The organism is Sphingomonas sp. R1 (assembly GCF_025960285.1).
In the GTDB taxonomy this organism is placed as follows: domain Bacteria; phylum Pseudomonadota; class Alphaproteobacteria; order Sphingomonadales; family Sphingomonadaceae; genus Sphingomonas.
Window position 1 is genome coordinate 3,220,612 of sequence record NZ_CP110111.1, and the last position, 13,907, is coordinate 3,234,518.

Here is a 13,907-nt window from a genome sequence, read left to right on the forward strand (position 1 = left end):
CTTGTATCCAAGCGGAGGAGTTCGGGTCCATTGACTGCTGGCCACGACGGCGACCTCCGCGCCGGTGGGAGGATGTCTAGTAGACACCGTTCAAAGACCATCGATTCGACGCTCTTCAGTCTCGAAGCGGAAGGATGGAACTCGTGTTCGACCCGCTCATAGCCCTCGCTCCTCCAGACGCGTGCGGAGCGTTTTTCGCTCACGCTCTATTTGCGCGCGCATCATCTCTCGGATCGCCCTGGATGCCTCCTTATATCCGTACCAGTTCTGCTGGATGGTCCAGGAGCTCCATGCTGCGACGTGCTTGCTGGAGGCGACGCGCTTGGCGCTGAAAGCCTTGATCATCTGAGATAGCTCACCAAGCAGGGCAGGGTCTGCCTGCTCCAGGATCTTCGGAACGACCACCTCCCGAACGAACCTGGATCGTTCGGTGCTTGCTCGGCTGAGCCTCACTCGGACCGCGGCCAGCTCGACGAGATCCGGCAGGTCGCGGCTACAGTGCTCTTCGATTTCCCCGATGCCCGCCTCGATTGCAGCATGGCGTTCATCGAGCTCCTGGAGCAACGTCGTGACAGCAGTGGCCATCGTCAAACCTGCCTTAACCCTCCGGCGCCAGATAGCAGAACATGCCTACCGACTGGTTAAGCGGTTCTTCTATGCGGTGGCTGGTCGCCACGTGCGCATCTCAGGCGGCGAGCGCGTACCGCCGACAGTGCTCGAGATATCCAATTTCGTGATGCCCAGCGAGCGAGACGACACTCTCCCAAAGCCACGATGGCGCATCGAGGTCCCCGCGGCGCTCGGCGCTCAGGGTATCAAGCCATGTCGCACGCGCCTCCGTGTCGAGCTGCCGTGCATGTGCTCTGCCGACAACAAACGCCAGATATCGTGCCGACTTCACCGCTTCAGATCGGTTGAACTGATCCAGCTCGAGCTTCAGGTCCTGCGGTGCTAATTCCCGGACGAAGAGCGAGCGCCCGTTCATGCCAACGGCCGCCATTCGCATTCCGAGATGCGGAGATAGGGAGCGAGCTGCCGCGACGATGCGATCGCCATTGTCGGGCGGCATCTGGGCGTCTGGTGCAGCCGGCGCGACGGGTGCGACTGCCTCCTTCAAGTCGACCAGCGCGTAGTCCGTTCTCCCCTTTCGGTCGGGCAGAGCTACGATCGCTGCGTATCGCAGCAGCCCCAGCGAGCTGCACCCCTTCATCCAGTAGGAGGCATCCACCAGGTGGACGTCTCGAGCCCGATCGTCGTCTTCGAGCGCGAGCACGGTCGCAAGCACCCCGGGCTCGTGGAGTGCAGCCTCGAGGTCTGCGCGCTCGTTCCTGGCGATAGGCCAGAAGCGCTTGCCCAAGGGTATCTGTGGCTCGACGGCTTCCAATCGCTCCTTGGCGAGATGCCGCCACCGGCGGCCGAGCGCACGTCGCTTGACGCTCTGTACTACATCAGGCTCGACACCTGGATCGCCGCTGGTAGGATCATGTATAGCGGCAGCATATCCTTCCATCATCTCTTCCAGCATGCGCGCGGTCACGACGCCAGGAAGGTCCGCTCCTCTTGCTGCGGTTGCGAGCGACAGGCCGAGGCGAATGAGATCGTGCGCAGGATTGCCAATGACCGCCTGGTCCATGTCTCGGATCTGAACCTCGACCCGGCCGCTGCCGTTGGCGATCGGCCCCAGGTTCCCGACATGGCAGTCACCGCAGATCCAGATGGACGGCCCATGCGGCACGTTTTCGGAGACCGGAGAAGCTCGCAGCCAGTCATAGAACTTGGCCGTGTTTCCTCGCACATACGCATGTGCAGACCGCGCCATCTTCAGGTTGCGGCTGGCAGTCAGAATGGCGTTGCGGTCGGAGGGCGAGGGGAGCGAGGCATCATCTTTCTTCGGCATGGCGGTCACAACACGCGAAAGCGAGAAAGGTGACGAAATGTTGCTGCTTCGATCGTGCGACGCTTCCTACTCGAGACCTCGATCTACACGTTCCGCTTCGATCACCCTTCACGCCTCACCGCTGCGGTGATTGCTAACTGCATCTGGACGAATCGAGTTGCCATCGGGCGTTCCAGATCCTGAAGCACAGAACTGACGGATGTCTACGTAGCGACGGTCGACGATCTGTGTGCCATTCGATCGATCAGGAGGCGGTGGCTATGACAGGACTCGGGAAGGCGCGGGACTGCAGCGTTGCGTTGCTCGATCTCGACGATCAGACGCGTCGCGCTACGCACCTCTTCCTGTTGAGCGCCGGGTGCAACGTTCACTCGTTCCGCTCACCGGAGGCGGTCCTGCGAAGTCGCCAGGCCATTGGCGCTGACGTTCTGCTGACTGCGCTCCCCGTGCAGTGGTCCGGGGAGGTGTTCGACCTTCTGCCGGCCCTGAAGCGTCGTGGATGGAAGGGGACCGGCATCTTGATGGTCCGGGATGACAAGGCTGGGATGCCGCTTTGTTCCCGCCGAGCTGGGTACTTCGCGGTGATCTCCCCGCCCAAACGGTGGTACCGTCCGTTGTCGGATGGGGTTAGCCTCGAAGATCTGCTGTGCCTACGAACAGCCGATGTCATCGAAGAGGCACGGTGATGGGCTGAGCTTCGTCTCCGCCGCGCGCAAAGCAGGATTGCATCGTGCCAGATCGCGAACCTGAACCTCTTCTCTCATATGCCTACGATGCATCAAAGACCGCGCGCCGGGCTGTGCGGGCGCGCGGTCTTAGTTGCTGATCAGCAGGCCAGGTCTGCTTGCTTACAGACCTTAGGAAGCCTTCTTCCAGATCGGCTCAAGCGCGACATGGGGCGGGCATTCGGCAACAGCACCGGTCGGCAGGCCGGCGAGCTCGTTGGCGAAGCCGTGGTTCACGTCACGGTGGTGCGCTTCGTCGGCGCGGACAACCAGCACCACGTCGCGGAGCGTCGCGTCGTCAGGCAGGTCCCAATACCGCTTGGCGATTTCCGGCGCCGCCACGTTCTCGCTGCGCCCCTCGTCGATTTCGGCGAGGTAGTGCGTATAGCTAATCACGGCCTCCTCCTCGAAGTAGCCGACCACCCGATGTGCGGTCTTCGAGCTGACGAGATAGAGAGCGAAGAAGAAGAGATAGAAGACCCACTGAACGCCAATGATCACGGCTCGCTCGAACCAGGTAGGCTTGGAGATCTCGATGAACGTCATCAGGTGCATGCGCTCATTCTCGGCCTCGTCCATCAGCGTCCGGATCCAGCCCTTGTCGTCGCAGATGCGCCGCAGGCAGGCGAGATGGGTGATGGTCGCGCCGACCATCCCGGGCACGGCCGCAACGGTCTCGAGCACCACTGCGCGATGTCCATAACGCTCGGCGAAGAAGGTGTCCGCCGTCCAACGCAGCAGCTTGGTGAAGCCGAACGCGATACGGTCAGACAGCCCCTTGGGCTGGTGATGAACGCTCAGGTCGATGAAGGGCGATTTCATGATGCTTCTCCGTATGCAGAATCTCTTTGTGTTGCCTCCTTCTATGCTTGGTAGAAAAAGTCGAAAATTTGGATGTTACCCCTACTGCGGATACCCTAAGGAACATCCCGGAGGCATCAGCATTGCCCTTCAGTCGAAGGAAATCCTGTGAGCAGCCGGCGTCCACTTTTCCAGCATCACTACCTCCCCAGCTTGTCCATGGCGGCGGCTCTGGCGCTAGCGGCGGTGGCGATCGCACTCGGCGCGGGGGTCCGCATCTGGTTTGCTGCCGAACTCGGTCAGCGCGCGACCTTCATCTTCTTCGTTCCTGCGGTGGTTGTGGCGGGTGCTTTTTCAGGTCTCATCGCGGGCATTTTCGCAAGCGTCGCTGGCGCGGGCGTGGGGCTTCTCTGCGACAGCATGGCCGGGCCAATCGGCCCGGGAAGTGAAATCGCGGCACTCGCCTTCATTATCATCGGCTGCGCGGTCGCTCTGGGCGGCGAATGGTTTCAACGTGCTCGCGCCGAAGCTGACGACGTGACGGAAGGTCTGGCCCGCAGGGAAGCACATCTACGATCTCTGCTCGACACGGTACCGGATGCCATCGTGGTGATCGACGAGGCAGGGGTGATCAGAGACTTCAGTCCTGCCGCCGAAGCCATGTTCGGCTGGAACGCGGAGGAGGTGCGCGGCCAGAACGTAAGCTGCCTGATGCCAAACCCCTATCGGGCGGCCCACGACGGCTATCTCCAGCGCTACTATGAGACCGGTGAACGCCGGATCATCGGCAAGGGCAGGGTGGTAGCGGGGCAGCGCAAGGATGGGTCGACGTTCCCAGTGGAGCTGGCTGTCGGCGAGATGCACGTGACAGGCCAGCGACACTTCACCGGTTTCATTCGGGACCTGACCGATCGCCAGAAGACTGAAGCGCGGGTGCAGGAGCTACAGAGCGAGCTGATACGTGTGTCGAGGCTCACCGCACTCGGAGAACTGGCTTCGGCTTTAGCGCACGAGCTGAACCAGCCCCTTTCGGCAATAGCAAACTATCTGCAAGGCAGCCGGCGCCTTCTTGCACGAGAGGAACCACCGCTCCATCGTGTAGCCGACGCCCTCGATCGGACGGCCGCTCAGGCCCTCCGCGCCGGCGACATAATCAGGCGTCTGAGGGAGTTCGTCTCTCGCGGAGAGACCGAGCGAACCGTGGAAAGCCTGCCCAAGCTCGTCGAGGAGGCCAGCGCCCTTGCTCTGCTTGGCGCCAAGGAACACGAGATCAGCGTGCGCTACGAATTCGCGGACGATCTCCGTCCAGTCGTTGCGGACAGGGTGCAGATCCAGCAGGTGGTGATCAACCTTGTCAGAAATGCCATCGACTCCATGGTTGCGGGGCGCGGAATGTCTCGTGATCTCATAATCACGCTCAAGCCGACCGATGGCGATCTCGCGGAGGTCTGCGTCGAAGATACAGGCTCCGGTATCGATCCGGAGGTGGCAGAGCAGCTCTTCAAGCCTTTCGTGACTACAAAGCGCGCAGGCATGGGCGTGGGCCTCTCGATTTCGCGAACCATTGTCGAGGCGCATGGCGGCCGGATATGGGCAGAGCCTCGGGACGGCGGCGGAGCGCGCTTTTGCTTCACGGTGCATATGGTTGACGAACAGGAGTTGAACGGTGGCTAGTGATCCCATCGTCTATGTGATCGATGACGATGACGGCGCGCGCGATGCGCTTGAGTTCCTGCTCGACACCGCGTCCATTCGCGTGCGTTCCTTCGCTTCCGCCGACAGGTTTCTGGCCGCCGCGCCGCCGCTGCACGGGGCATGTATTCTGACGGACGTTCGCATGCCCGGGATGAACGGGATCGAACTAGTCGAAGAGCTGAAGAGGCGCGGAGCAAACGTTCCCGTCATCGTCGTGACCGGCCATGCCGACGTTCCATTGGCGATCCAGGCCCTTCATGCAGGTGTCGCGGACTTCATCGAGAAGCCCGTCCACGACGAGTTGATGCTTGAGGCCATTCGCAAGGCGATTGCGGATCGCGACGGCGTCGAGCAGGTGGAGTCGGAGCGCGCTGAGGTGCGGAGCAGGATCCAAGCTCTCAGCGGTCGCGAGCGCGAAGTGATGGATGGCCTGGTAGCGGGCAAGGCCAACAAGGCCATCGCCTTCGACCTCGGCATCAGTGCGCGGACCGTCGAAGTATATCGAGCCAACGTCATGATGAAGTTGAAGGCCAAGACCCTGTCGGACCTAGTGCGGATGGTCACGAACTCTCGGCATGCCCGATGAGCCGCGCGGCGGTCGGCGGAGTGCTGCTCTCCACAACTGGCTCGACCTGCCACCCTGAACCGCGGCTGCTCTCGCGATGGTTCACCTTGGGGAAAATCGAGCCTTCGCCGCGGCCGTGGTCGGCGTGAAGAGGCTAACCAGGGTTCCTTCGGGATCGCGGAACTGAGCCGAGCGATTTCCCCAAGGTAGAAGCTTCGCTTCGTGCACCAGCATTGCGCTGCCCTTCATCCGCTCGACCGCTGCGTCGACGTCATCGACCATGAACTCTATAATCACCGTGCGGTTCGCGCATGGCTCGGCACTGCCTTCCGCGAAGATCGCGACAGTCTCAGCGGAACCTATTGCCAACGTCGCGGAGGACGTCACGATCTCGGCGAACTGAGGAGCGAGCCATTCGGCGGAATGGCCGGTGAGGCGCTCATAGAAGGCAACCATAGTGTGCATATTCGCGGCGATGAGTCGCGTAGAGGCCAATTTCATCGGTGGATTCCCAGGAGAAGATGTCACTTGTGTGCGTAGCGCTTGTGACACATTCCTGCTGACACCGTTCTGTCAGCAGGAGTCAAGGACGTGCGACGTGCCGATCGCCTCTTTCAGATCCTTCAAATCCTTCGACGGGCGCAAACCCCGGTTACCGGGGCGGCACTTGCCGCCGAACTCGAAGTCAGCGTTCGCACAGTTTACCGAGACGTGGCGGATCTAGTGGCGCAGCGAGTGCCCATCACCGGCGAGGCCGGCTTTGGCTATTTGCTTTCTGCAGAATACGACATGCCACCGCTCATGCTGACGCATGTCGAACTGGAGGCGATTGCGCTCGGCGCCCAGTGGGTTGCGGAGCGCGGCGATCCTCTTCTCTCCCCCGCGGCCATCGACGTCCTCGCCAAGGTTGCCGCAGCTGTACCCTCCCATCTGAAGACGGTCATAGCTGAACCAAGTACTGCGGCCGAACCGCGCCTTGGTGAGATCGTTGAGGTGATCGACATCGGGCAGCTACGGGACGCGATACGTCACCGAACCAAGTTGCGCCTCACCTATCATGCCGAGGGGGGTGAGCGAACGGAACGCACAGTATGGCCGATCGTCCTGGGCTACTCCGACGCAAGGCGCATTCTCATCTCGTGGTGCGAGCACCGAGGGAGCTTTCGACACTTTCGCACTGATCGGATTGCAGCGGTGGAGCGAGTCGATCAGCGCGTTCCGGAGGCACGCAACACATTGATGCGCAAATGGAGAGCATGGCGAGCAGCCGAACTTGCGAAAGGCAGATGATCGTGGATACAGTGGCTAACTCGCCGGCGCATTCACTCCGGCGCCATGACCGGAGGGTCACGCCAGGGCAGCTGGCCCATCGGACTGGCTCTACGCTGCAAGCCGCTCGGCGACGACCGCTCGGTTGCGACCCTGTCGCTTCGCCCGGTAGAGGGCCTCGTCCGCAAGCTCGATGAGATCGGCTCCCCTGGTGATCGCCGGAGTATAGCCTGCGATACCGAACGACATGCTGACGCTCGGCAGTTCTACGCTTCCGGTGCGGACCTTGAGGTTCGTTATCGCCGCTCTCAGGCCTTCCACGCGGGCCGCGATCGCCTCCGCGGAGGCTCCTGGGGCTATGATGGTGAACTCCTCGCCGCCATATCGGCAGACGACATCTCCGTCGCGAAAATGCTTCTGCATCTCCGCTGCCACGGATCGGAGCACGGCGTCGCCGGCGTCATGTCCATGCTCGTCGTTGAAGCGCTTGAAGTGATCAACGTCGCACATGATCAGAGCCATCGGCGCCCCGCCTCGGGCCGCTCGCGCCAACTCCATCGTCAGCGTCTCGTCAAGGTAGCGGCGGTTGAAGAGCGTCGTAAGCGGATCGCGGATCGTCTGCTCTCGCAGGTCACGTTGAAGCAGGTGGTTCACCAGGGCTGAGCCGACCTCTCGGCTAAGCATGGTCATCCGGAAACGCTCAGCCGCGGGCAGAATGTCGGCGAGGTGGATCATCCCTATCACCTCGCCCCCGGCCAGCAATGGCTCACAGTGCGACTTCGAGCCCATCGGCACGTGACCGCACGTCAGGTCCGTGCCCTGCGACTCAATCACGTGGGTGCGGACCAGACGAAGACCCCAGCAGGCGTCGGGCTCGAACCATTCCGGCAGATCGTCTGCGTCACCCCATTTCGCGATCCGAACCAACTGATTTCGGCTGTTGCTGTGTGCATAGACGCCCCCCGACGACCCGGTCAGCACCTGGGGTACGAAGCACTCGATCACCTTGGCGAACTCCGCATCGGAGCGAGACGCCAGCAATCGAAGCGACATTGCGTCCAATCGTTCGACCACAGCGCTTCTTGTCTCGAGAGCCGACGATCTCTCCTCGAGGGCAACGTTCGCCAGGTGCAGGTGGTCCTCGCTCACTCGCTGCTGCTCCATCGCAGCACCGAGTCGCTCGGCCATCTGGTTGTACCCATTGGCGATCGAGGAGAATTCAGCAGCCCCGATCTTGTGATCGTGCATCCGGGCGGACAGGTCGCCCCTCCCGAATGCGTTCATCGCGTTCAACATCTCGGCCGTCGGCCGCCGTATGGCGCGGACCATGTAGATCTTGGATCCGACGATCAGCAGGATGATGAGGGGAACGCCGAATGCAACCGAACGACGATTATACCGGAACAGCGACTCCGCGCGCGAGGTGCGTGCACTCAGGAGTGCGCGCTCGGCCTGCAGCATCTCGTTCTTGCTGTTCTCGACCTGGGCCATCAACGCTTCGGCCTGTCGGCTGCGCTCCTGCATCTGGGCCTTGCTTAAATGGGCGTATTTGCCTGCGCTCAGCTGAGAGAGCCCAAATTGCATGAAGCCGATACGCCTGCCGACCGCATCGCGAAGCTTCTGGGCTCGATCATTTTGATGCGAGTTGTCCGAGGTGATGCGGACGAGCTCGTTCAGGTCCTTCGATGCGTTGCGAAGAAGAGCAGGGGTGTCCGAGGAGAACGAGGGATCATCACTGATGATCGAGGCTCGCAGTTCCGACTCGGCCCGCCGGACGAGGTCGACGGGATGGGAGGTGAGTTCAAGAACGCGCTGCGTATGCTGCACCCAGCGATACCCGTTCTCCATCTCGGATGAGGACAGCATGAGCAAGGATGCCAGTGCGGCCAGCGCCAGGATCATGACCACGCCTACGGCATAGATCTTCCCGGATAGAGAGTTAAACATTGTCGTTCCCCCGGTAGGCAAGTCGAACGATCGAGCTCGCATCCGACGCCCCGGATGACCCTACTTGAACCTTGAGCCTATCCTCGATCGCTCGAACGACCCCGGACGCCAGCTCGCGTAGCTGATCGATCCGCTCCGACGGCACTTCGGGTAGGGGAGCATCGTTCAAGACGCACAGCGCGCCGACCGCGGCACCCGATACCATCAGGCGTATGCCGACGTACGAACGAATCTCTGCGGCGCCAAGAACGAGGGGATTGCCGGCAAACCGCTCGTCCACGCGAGCGTCCTTGACGATCATCGGCGCATCGGCATGTATGGTATGCCCACAGAACGCCACCGCTCGCGACGTGAAGTCAACATCCAGACCGCGTCGGGCCGGCAGCCACTGACGGGCCTCGTCAAGCAGCGTCATGGCGGCATAGCGCACGCGGAAGAGGTCCGCCGCGGCATCCACAGCCGTTTGAAGCGGTTCCAGGGGCAGGCTCCGCTCGAGCAGCCTCTGGACGACGTGCTGGCGGTACGCCTCATCTTCAGGATAAGGTGCGGGGCTATAGAAATTTGATCTCACCTGCGGACACTTAGCGCCATCAGCTTGCAGGTTTGCCGCCAGCGGCATCGGGAGTTTTACGGATAGGTCCGGCGGAGCGCCCAACTTGCCTGGAGCTAGCTGAGGAAATCGCGCACTACATAGCCTGAAGCAAGCGGCACACGAGTCTCAACGTGTCGTTCACGTCTGCAGGTTGCCAGGTAGGTAGGCATCAGCTCCACCGCCGCTGAGCTTCGCGCGAAGGTCCATCTTAGCCCCTCCAGGCGACCGTCGCGCGGCTCGTTCCTGCGCTCTGCTCCTCGTGATCGACGAGTCAGCGCGTCGAGGCATCAGCTCTTCTGGCGGCTGACGATCTTCTCGCTTTCGCATAATGCACAGGTGCCGCGGCGTCGCTCGATGCCGCACGTTCCGCTGAGCTGCCGAACGGCCCGCTCGACAACCACATCGGGCGCGAGTCCTAGGCGCTCGACGACGCATTGGTCACATATGGCTTCCGGCTGCAAACGGGAGATCAGGGCACGTATGTTGTCGAGCGAAGGCACGCTTGCAGCATAAAGGATTTCAGCCTACGCGAAAGAGCCCCCGCGCTCCTCATGGCGAAGGAAGTCCGGTAGCAATGTTACCCGTGAGGGTGCGAGGCGTGGTTGCCACCCCGGAATTGTCAGGGGAACTTCCGGGGCGGCGGAGCCTCTATAGGATCGGATGCTTAACGACTCCCTCCCTTTGGGTCAGATCATCGACGAGTGTGGCCGCACCTCCCAAACCTATGATCATGCACCCGATTTGCGCGATGTGCCACTGACGGCGGTGCCGCTCGCACGCAACTTCCTGCGTTTCAGATGTTCAAGAGAGTGGAGGCGACGAAGCGGTCAGCGTTTCAGATACTCGCGAACGTCCTCGGCGCGATCACCCACGGCATGCACTGCCTCGGTGAGCTTCTCCTTGGACACGCCAAAGGACGCCATCCAGTCTCGGACCTCGTAATCTTCGTGGAGCGAGATCCGCTTACGATCCTGAAGGCCTGTCTTCAGTCTATCATCTGCCATTTATTTCTCCTCTCGACCTACGAACGCTCGAACCGTCACTCGGATCAATGCAGCCGTGTGGGATCGCTGCCACCTTAGGCTGTGTGTTCGCTCACCGGCCAAAGTCCACTCGGCGACCATTCCAGATCGAACTCCTCTTCGATGGCCCAAGCCGCATCCGAGAGCCTTTCGCCCAGCATCCAGTGTTCGTCGCGCTCGAGGCCCGGGGGCAGCTTCTCGGCGATTGCCTTCTCCCGCTCCTCTGCTTCGTGAAGGATGCGAGCACGCACTTCTGCCATCTCTCGTGGATCCAACATCGCTACTCTCCTCGGCTACAACGGTGCGTGCGCCGACCGAGAAACGGTCATGTCAGGTAGAGAGTTGCAGGCAATGTACCCGCGCGTCAGCACCCAGCTAAAATCTTAGCGAAGCGGCAAAGCAAATCGTCGAGGTTGAGTTCTAGGAAATCTGCCATGCGCTGGTTCTTCGCGGCGCAGAGATGCTCGCCACCGGGCTCCTTGCGCAGCGCCGATCGCACTGCTCGCGTTGCAGAAGATCGAAGCGAGGAACAGGCTATCCGGCGGCTGGGCGCTGCAGCTGTTACTTCGCTACTGCATCGAGGTGGCGGCTGAGGACGGAGTTCCTTGCCGCCATTCGTTCCCACATCTCCGCGCTCAGACTATGCTTTCGCCGCACGTTCTCGAGCTGGGTTGCGTCCGCAGCTTCGCGGTGCTCGCGGGCTCGCTCGAGACAATAGGTCGGGCTCTCGCTCATGCCGCTATCCTTTTTCGAATGCGTAGAACGTGACGATCCGACGATCGTTGCAGTCCAAATTCCTAACCTCGATCTATTGAGCTCGAGCGGAAGCCGGAGCCCTTTTCCATGATGGCGCGCCACGCCGCGACGGTCGCCGTGACCTTCATGCTCGCGGAGACTGGGGACAGGCATATGGATGACCACAATCGCAAAGCCTTGCATGTTCCAAGAGGTGTTTATAGTGTTCGCCTATGAAGGATGATCTACTCGACTTCACGACCCGGGCTTCTGCATTCCTCAAGGTTCTGGCGGGGCGGACGCGCAGCATGTTGATCTGGGAGCTTCTAGACGGCGAGAAGTCAGTCACGGCACTGGCCGAGGCCGTCGGTGCGAGCGCAACAGCTGTTTCCCAGCAGCTCGCGATCCTGAAAGGGGAGGGCCTCGTATCGTCGCGACGGTGCGGACAGAAGGTATTCTACTCGCTGACGAGCGAGGAGGCGAGGCGCTTCGTATCATCCATTCTGGAGATTCTTCTGCATAATGCGAGGAACGCGGACACCTTGGCGCAGCCAAGGGCAGCCTAGGCCTTATTCCGTTTGATCTCTCTTGCGCCGATCGAGAGATAGCTGCGCGCTTTTCATCTTCTGGCTCGTACGATGAGCTGGCAGGGGGGGGCGCCTTGGTGGTAAGGCTTCATCGAAGCTCTTTTCGCACGTCAGATCCGGCCTGCATGATCCGGTAGCGTGATCGACGACGTTAGCATCAATCTGGGACCTGCCGATGAGCAAACTCGACCTCAAGAGGGAACGTAAAGCGCTGTTCAGTGCGCCGTTGAACAGCTTCGAGCTCATGCAAGCGCCCGCGGTACGCTACCTGATGGCGGACGGGCACGGCGACCCAAACTCCGTCGCAGCTTACAAAGAGGCGGTGGAGAGTCTCTACGCAACCGCCTACGCCATCAAGTTCATGTGCAAGCAGGAGGGGCAGGATTTCGTTGTCGCGCCGCTCGAAGGGCTTTGGTCAGCCTCGGACCCGGAGAGCTTCACGCGTCGGGAGAAGGATGATTGGGACTGGACGATGATGATCATGGTCCCCGACTTCGTCGGTGAGGATCACTTCACGGCAGGGAAAGTCAAGAGCGCCAGCAGACTGCGGCATCTGACGGAAACGCTGAGACTGGAGACCTTGGAGGAGGGGCTCTGCCTGCAGGCGCTCCATGTCGGGTCCTATGACGAAGAAGGGCCGCTCCTGGCGAAATTGCACGACCACATCATGCGAGAGCGCGGCTACAACTTCAACGGACGGCATCACGAGGTCTATTTGGGGGACCCAAGAAAGACTTCGCCGGCGAAGCTGAAAACGATCATCCGTCAACCTGTTCGAGAGCGGCCTTAAGTAGCGAGCCAGGCCCTTCTGGCCACCGCGTACAGCCTGCGCATGACCCCTGTCGGTATTCCGGATCGTCGACTGCTATCACCAGCTCAGAGGCGAAGTGTCGATCAATCAGCGGCTGCTTACGCCGGCGCAGTTATCCTGCGTCTGGATTGCAACCGCTTATCTTAGCAGGCAGCATCAACTAAATGTACCACGGAACTTCGCGTCAGCGTCGGCTCGGGTGTTGAACTCGATCATGACGCCGCCAGGTGCGCGCAGAAAGAATCGAGATCCTCGCTCATGGTGGAACACATCCGTCTCCGCCACGAACCCGTCACGCTTCAGCCGATGATGCATAGCTCGAACGTCTGCCACGTCGCCGAGCTCTAACCCTATATGGAATGAGACGGGCCAAATCACGCGGTTCGGATCGTCCGCTACGTTGTGCGAGAACGGCCGGCCTGGCTTCACCGCCCCAACCGTTCGTATTGTTGGCGAACCGGCCCGCGCAGTTTCGATGACGACATCGAGTCCTGGCCGCTTCAAGATGGCGAAGCGGGGTTCGCTCACCGGCGTCGGCATGTCGGCGGACACGATCAGCAAGGCCTTCGAGCCCTTCTTCACCACCAAGCCGATTGGCCAGGGTACCGGCTTGGCCCTTTCAATGATCTATGGCTTCGCGCGCCAGTCAGAAGGCTATGCCAAGATCTACTCGGAGGTGGAAAAGAGGACGACGTTCAAGCTCTACCTGCCGCGGCATTATGGCGAGGGGGAGGAGGGCCACAGCGTAGAACCGGGCGACGAGCTTCGCGCGGAGCGAGGGGAGGTCGTTCTGGTCGTCGAAGATGAAACCGCGGTCCGCTCGCTGGTCGTCGATGTTCTGGAGGAGCTGGGGTACCGCGCAATCGAAGCCGTGGACGGTCCTTCCGGCCTGAAGGTACTGCAGTCAAGACGGCGGATCGACCTGCTCGTCACCGACATCGGCCTGCCTGGCCTGAACGGGCGCCAGCTCGCCGACGCGGCGCGCGAGCGGCGTCCAGAGCTCAAGATCCTGTTCATGACCGGCTATGCCGAAAACGCCACCATCGCCAACGGCTTTCTCGATCCCGGCATGTCGATGATGACAAAGCCCTTTGCGATCGATGCGCTTGCCACGCGCATCCGCAGCATCATCGAGGCAAACTGATCAGCATGGTCAAGGCAGCGCACGCGCGGCAGGTATGGCGCCCCTGCAAGTCGTAGTACAGCTACCTGCGAACAGGTGCATCCCGTCGCAGTTTCCGCCGAAGCCAGGCGCCGCACG

At 61.3% G+C, this 13,907-nt stretch carries 15 protein-coding genes and 1 pseudogene; 6 read left to right on the top strand and 10 right to left on the bottom strand.

Features of this window, described 5'->3' with window-relative positions:
• Window positions 1-156 precede the first annotated feature (156 nt).
• The 3 genes from OIM94_RS15395 to OIM94_RS15405 all read right to left on the bottom strand — a co-directional run bounded on the left by OIM94_RS15395 (window position 157) and on the right by OIM94_RS15405 (window position 3,444).
• Entirely contained in the window at window positions 157-585 is a 429-nt protein-coding gene (locus OIM94_RS15395; RefSeq protein ID WP_264607568.1) for a hypothetical protein, read from the bottom strand.
• Window positions 586-685: 100 nt separating this feature from the next.
• Entirely contained in the window at window positions 686-1,819 is a 1,134-nt protein-coding gene (locus OIM94_RS15400; protein ID WP_264609925.1) for a DUF2252 domain-containing protein, read from the bottom strand.
• A gap of 935 nt (window positions 1,820-2,754) precedes the next feature.
• Window positions 2,755-3,444 carry an alternative oxidase gene (locus tag OIM94_RS15405; protein WP_264607569.1) on the bottom strand — a complete coding sequence of 230 codons (690 nt, stop codon included), beginning with the start codon at window positions 3,442-3,444 and terminating at the stop codon, window positions 2,755-2,757.
• 198 nt (window positions 3,445-3,642) lie between these two features.
• Between OIM94_RS15405 and OIM94_RS15410 the strand changes: the two genes are divergently transcribed.
• Both OIM94_RS15410 and fixJ read left to right on the top strand, forming a co-directional pair.
• The gene (locus tag OIM94_RS15410; RefSeq protein WP_264609926.1) at window positions 3,643-5,097 is read left to right on the top strand and encodes a sensor histidine kinase; all 1,455 of its coding nucleotides are present in this window, start codon (window positions 3,643-3,645) and stop codon (window positions 5,095-5,097) included.
• Window positions 5,090-5,704, top strand: a complete 615-nt coding sequence (fixJ, locus tag OIM94_RS15415; RefSeq protein WP_264607570.1) for a response regulator FixJ — start codon at window positions 5,090-5,092, stop codon at window positions 5,702-5,704. The genes OIM94_RS15410 and fixJ overlap by 8 nt, the downstream gene beginning before the upstream one ends.
• Window positions 5,705-5,785: 81 nt before the next feature.
• Here fixJ and OIM94_RS15420 read toward each other — a convergent pair whose 3' ends face one another.
• Entirely contained in the window at window positions 5,786-6,184 is a 399-nt protein-coding gene (locus OIM94_RS15420) for a VOC family protein (RefSeq protein ID WP_264607571.1), read from the bottom strand.
• 90 nt (window positions 6,185-6,274) lie between these two features.
• Here OIM94_RS15420 and OIM94_RS15425 point away from each other — a divergent pair, with 90 nt between their 5' ends.
• Complete coding sequence (locus OIM94_RS15425; RefSeq protein ID WP_264607572.1) at window positions 6,275-6,973, top strand: helix-turn-helix transcriptional regulator; 699 nt, start codon at window positions 6,275-6,277, stop codon at window positions 6,971-6,973.
• 90 nt (window positions 6,974-7,063) lie between these two features.
• Here OIM94_RS15425 and OIM94_RS15430 read toward each other — a convergent pair whose 3' ends face one another.
• The 5 genes from OIM94_RS15430 to OIM94_RS15450 all read right to left on the bottom strand — a co-directional run bounded on the left by OIM94_RS15430 (window position 7,064) and on the right by OIM94_RS15450 (window position 10,773).
• Window positions 7,064-8,854, bottom strand: coding sequence for a diguanylate cyclase (locus OIM94_RS15430; RefSeq protein ID WP_264607573.1), 1,791 nt, complete (start codon window positions 8,852-8,854; stop codon window positions 7,064-7,066).
• Window positions 8,855-8,891: 37 nt separating this feature from the next.
• Complete coding sequence (locus tag OIM94_RS15435; protein ID WP_264607574.1) at window positions 8,892-9,518, bottom strand: GAF domain-containing protein; 627 nt, start codon at window positions 9,516-9,518, stop codon at window positions 8,892-8,894.
• A gap of 260 nt (window positions 9,519-9,778) precedes the next feature.
• Window positions 9,779-9,991, bottom strand: coding sequence for a hypothetical protein (locus OIM94_RS15440; RefSeq protein WP_264607575.1), 213 nt, complete (start codon window positions 9,989-9,991; stop codon window positions 9,779-9,781).
• Window positions 9,992-10,318: 327 nt separating this feature from the next.
• Complete coding sequence (locus OIM94_RS15445) at window positions 10,319-10,495, bottom strand: DUF3606 domain-containing protein (protein WP_264607576.1); 177 nt, start codon at window positions 10,493-10,495, stop codon at window positions 10,319-10,321.
• A 74-nt stretch (window positions 10,496-10,569) separates the two neighbouring features.
• Complete coding sequence (locus tag OIM94_RS15450) at window positions 10,570-10,773, bottom strand: hypothetical protein (RefSeq protein WP_264607577.1); 204 nt, start codon at window positions 10,771-10,773, stop codon at window positions 10,570-10,572.
• 708 nt (window positions 10,774-11,481) lie between these two features.
• Between OIM94_RS15450 and OIM94_RS15455 the strand changes: the two genes are divergently transcribed.
• Together OIM94_RS15455 and OIM94_RS15460 are read left to right on the top strand one after the other, a co-directional pair.
• Window positions 11,482-11,814: an ArsR/SmtB family transcription factor gene (locus tag OIM94_RS15455; RefSeq protein ID WP_264607578.1), complete on the top strand. Its 333-nt coding sequence runs from the start codon at window positions 11,482-11,484 to the stop codon at window positions 11,812-11,814.
• Between the two features lie 196 nt (window positions 11,815-12,010).
• Window positions 12,011-12,625: a GyrI-like domain-containing protein gene (locus OIM94_RS15460; RefSeq protein ID WP_264607579.1), complete on the top strand. Its 615-nt coding sequence runs from the start codon at window positions 12,011-12,013 to the stop codon at window positions 12,623-12,625.
• Between the two features lie 177 nt (window positions 12,626-12,802).
• Here the strand turns inward: OIM94_RS15460 and OIM94_RS20205 are convergent, their stop codons facing one another.
• A complete protein-coding gene (locus OIM94_RS20205; protein ID WP_413716362.1) occupies window positions 12,803-13,186 on the bottom strand; it encodes a VOC family protein in 384 nt (127 codons plus the stop codon).
• Between OIM94_RS20205 and OIM94_RS15465 the strand changes: the two are divergent.
• Window positions 13,173-13,790: pseudogene (locus OIM94_RS15465) on the top strand (response regulator); the annotation flags it as partial. The gene OIM94_RS20205 and the pseudogene OIM94_RS15465 sit on opposite strands and share 14 nt — an antisense overlap.
• Between the last annotated feature and the right edge of the window lie 117 nt (window positions 13,791-13,907).

Coding starts and splice junctions, on each gene's coding strand:
- OIM94_RS15395 (WP_264607568.1), bottom strand. CDS start 585: ATGGCCACTGCTGTCACGACGTTGCTCCAGGAGCTCGATGAACGCCAT.
- OIM94_RS15400 (WP_264609925.1), bottom strand. CDS start 1,819: ATGGCGCGGTCTGCACATGCGTATGTGCGAGGAAACACGGCCAAGTTC.
- OIM94_RS15405 (WP_264607569.1), bottom strand. CDS start 3,444: ATGAAATCGCCCTTCATCGACCTGAGCGTTCATCACCAGCCCAAGGGG.
- OIM94_RS15410 (WP_264609926.1), top strand. CDS start 3,643: ATGGCGGCGGCTCTGGCGCTAGCGGCGGTGGCGATCGCACTCGGCGCG.
- OIM94_RS15420 (WP_264607571.1), bottom strand. CDS start 6,184: ATGAAATTGGCCTCTACGCGACTCATCGCCGCGAATATGCACACTATG.
- OIM94_RS15430 (WP_264607573.1), bottom strand. CDS start 8,854: ATGATCCTGGCGCTGGCCGCACTGGCATCCTTGCTCATGCTGTCCTCA.
- OIM94_RS15435 (WP_264607574.1), bottom strand. CDS start 9,518: ATGCCGCTGGCGGCAAACCTGCAAGCTGATGGCGCTAAGTGTCCGCAG.
- OIM94_RS15445 (WP_264607576.1), bottom strand. CDS start 10,495: ATGGCAGATGATAGACTGAAGACAGGCCTTCAGGATCGTAAGCGGATC.
- OIM94_RS15450 (WP_264607577.1), bottom strand. CDS start 10,773: ATGGCAGAAGTGCGTGCTCGCATCCTTCACGAAGCAGAGGAGCGGGAG.
- OIM94_RS15455 (WP_264607578.1), top strand. CDS start 11,482: ATGAAGGATGATCTACTCGACTTCACGACCCGGGCTTCTGCATTCCTC.
- OIM94_RS15460 (WP_264607579.1), top strand. CDS start 12,011: ATGAGCAAACTCGACCTCAAGAGGGAACGTAAAGCGCTGTTCAGTGCG.
- OIM94_RS20205 (WP_413716362.1), bottom strand. CDS start 13,186: ATGCCGACGCCGGTGAGCGAACCCCGCTTCGCCATCTTGAAGCGGCCA.